General features: G+C 73.1%; 3 protein-coding genes and 1 pseudogene. 1 reads left to right on the forward strand and 3 read right to left on the reverse strand.

Features of this window, described 5'->3' with window-relative positions:
- The 3 genes and pseudogenes from H5J30_RS26965 to H5J30_RS26975 all read right to left on the reverse strand — a co-directional run.
- A pseudogene (locus tag H5J30_RS26965) lies at window positions 1-243 on the reverse strand (MFS transporter); the annotation flags it as partial.
- Between the two features lie 17 nt (window positions 244-260).
- On the reverse strand, window positions 261-878 hold the full coding sequence (locus tag H5J30_RS26970) for an ArsR/SmtB family transcription factor (protein WP_181789932.1): 618 nt from the start codon (window positions 876-878) through the stop codon (window positions 261-263).
- A gap of 64 nt (window positions 879-942) precedes the next feature.
- Complete coding sequence (locus H5J30_RS26975; RefSeq protein WP_181789933.1) at window positions 943-1,650, reverse strand: response regulator transcription factor; 708 nt, start codon at window positions 1,648-1,650, stop codon at window positions 943-945.
- A 128-nt stretch (window positions 1,651-1,778) separates the two neighbouring features.
- On the opposite strand from H5J30_RS26975, the gene H5J30_RS26980 reads away from it, so the two are divergent.
- A complete protein-coding gene (locus H5J30_RS26980) occupies window positions 1,779-2,426 on the forward strand; it encodes a M15 family metallopeptidase (RefSeq protein WP_181789934.1) in 648 nt (215 codons plus the stop codon).
- Window positions 2,427-2,491: the final 65 nt, after the last annotated feature.

The raw sequence follows: 2,491 nt of genomic DNA on the forward strand, positions 1-2,491 counted from the left end.
GCGCACCGCGTCGGCGCCGATGACGACCCGGCGCGGCCCGAAGCGGTCGGCGACCACTCCCCCGCCGAGCATGAGCACCGCGCGCGGCACCGAGCCCACGGCCATCACCACCCCGGTCTCCGCGGGGCCCGCGGCGCGCTGCGCGGCCCAGCCGAGGGCGAGGAAGAACACGCCGTCGCCGAGTACGGAGAGGGCGTACGCGGCGAGCCACCGCAGGACGGCGGCGTCGCGGTACGCGGGCACGGGCGCGGGCCCCCGGCTCAGGGGCGGAAGGGGAAGCCGTAGAGGTGCAGGGCGACGGTCTCGCGCCCCGCGGAGCCCTCGGCCCCTTCCGCCCCGGCGTCGTCCGCCCCGGCCTCCGCCGCCGCCTCGGCCCGCTCCCGCCACCTGCGGACGAACGCGCCCATCTCCTCCGCCAGCTCCTGCAGTTCGCCGGCGGTCAGCCGCAGGGTGTACTCCGAGGTGAACGCCGCCCGCGTCCACTCCCGCCCCCACCCGGCCTGCTGGTCCAGGTAGTTGAGGTAGGTGCGGGTCCTGGTGGCCAGCAGCTCGCGGGTGACGCCCGTCAGCGCCGCGGTGCCCTCCGGGGTGTCGTCGAAGTCCGCGGACCGGAAGCTGAACGACCGCTGTGCCGAGACCCGCCACCAGCGCTCGCGCCCGTCCCGCCCCTGCTCGGCCGCCTCCTCGATGAAGCCGTGCTCGGCGAGCTTGCGCAGGTGGTAACTGACCAGCGACACCGCCTCGTCGGCCTGCTCCGCGAGGTGCGACGCGGTCGCGGTACGGGCCGCGGTGAGCAGCCGGTACAGCTCGATGCGCAGCGGGTGGGTGAACGCCTTCAGCTGCTCCAGCTCGGTGATCCGCTCCGGTTCTCGGCCCATGCGGGGACCGTAGATAGGAAAGAACTATTGCGCAATACTTCTTTCGCAATCTGCGGCGGCGGGCCTACGCACGGGCCTCTTCCCCGCTCTCCCCGTCGCCGTCGGCGCCGGAGGCGGTGTCGATCCGGTAGCCGACGCCCGGCACCGTGGCGATCAGCCAGGGCCGGCCGAGCCGCTTGCGGAGCGCCGAGACGGTGATGCGCACGGCGTTGGTGAACGGGTCGGCGTTGGCGTCCCAGGCCCGTTCCAGCAGCTCCTCCGCGCTGATCACGCCGCCCTCCGCGGCGACGAGGACGTCGAGCACGGCGAACTGCTTCCGGGTCAGCGCGACGTACCTGCCGTCCCGGTAGACCTCGCGGCGGAACGGGTCGAGCCGCAGCCCCGCGATCTCCCGCACGGGCGGCCGGATGTGGGCGCGCCGGCGGTCGAGCGCGCGCAGCCGCAGCGCCAGCTCGCGGATGTCGAAGGGCTTGGTGAGGTAGTCGTCGGCGCCGAGCCCGAAGCCGGTGGCCTTGTCGTCGAGCCGGTCGGCCGCGGTGAGCATGAGGATCGGCATGCCGCTGCCGGAGTCGACGATGCGGCGGGCGATCTCGTCGCCGGAGGGTCCGGGGACGTCGCGGTCCAGGACGGCGATGTCGTACGAGTTCACGCTCAGCAGTTCCAGGGCGGTGTCCCCGTCGCCCGCGATGTCGCCCGCGATCGCCTCCAGGCGGAGGCCGTCGCGGATGGCCTCCGCCATAAAGGGCTCGTCTTCGACGATCAGCACGCGCATACGCCGATGTTACGAGCCGGTGCATATCGTCCGTGTATAGAAAACCGCATACGTACCGGTAACGCCCCGCCGCCTTCACTGGCGGAATGACTCGAACCCGGCGATCGGCGCGGCGCACGGCCCGGCGGATCCGCACACTTCTGGGCGTCGGCCTGACCGGCCTCGTCGTGGTGGTCGTCGCGCCTCTCGGCTACCGGTCGATGCAGACGTCGTCCGACCCCGCCGCCTCGGCCGCCCCTGCCTCCTCGGCCACCCCTGCCTCCCCGCGCCCGTCGGCACCGGCACCCTCGGAATCCGCGCGGCGCGACCACGGCGGACCGGTCGGGGAGGCGGACGGTGTCGTCCCCGAGGGCACGACGGTTTTCGACGACGCGATTCCGGCCGTGGCGGAACTCGACGACCCTTTTCTCACGGCGCTGCGCGAGGCGGCGACGGATGCCGCGCCCTACGGAGTGGAATTCCGGGTCAATAGCGGCTGGCGTTCTCCCGCGTACCAGGACCGGCTTCTCCGCGAGGCCGTCGGGAAATACGGGTCGGAAGCAGAGGCCGCCAGGTGGGTGGCCACTGCGGAGACGTCCCCGCACGTGTCGGGCGGCGCGGTCGACATCGGCGAAGCCGACGCGCAGATGTGGCTCTTCGAGCACGGCGCGGCATACGGCCTGTGCCCGGTCTACCGGAACGAGCCCTGGCACTACGAGCTGCGCCCCGAGGCCGCCGGCAGCCGCTGCCCGCCGATGTATGCCGACCCCACCGAGGACCCGAGGATGCAGAGTTGAACGAGCGAGTCCGTACGATGACGCAGCCGGCCCCGGCACACACCGCGGGCACCGCCGCCACTGCT

The organism is Streptomyces phytophilus, from assembly GCF_013870535.1.
Lineage (GTDB): Bacteria > Actinomycetota > Actinomycetes > Streptomycetales > Streptomycetaceae > Streptomyces > Streptomyces phytophilus.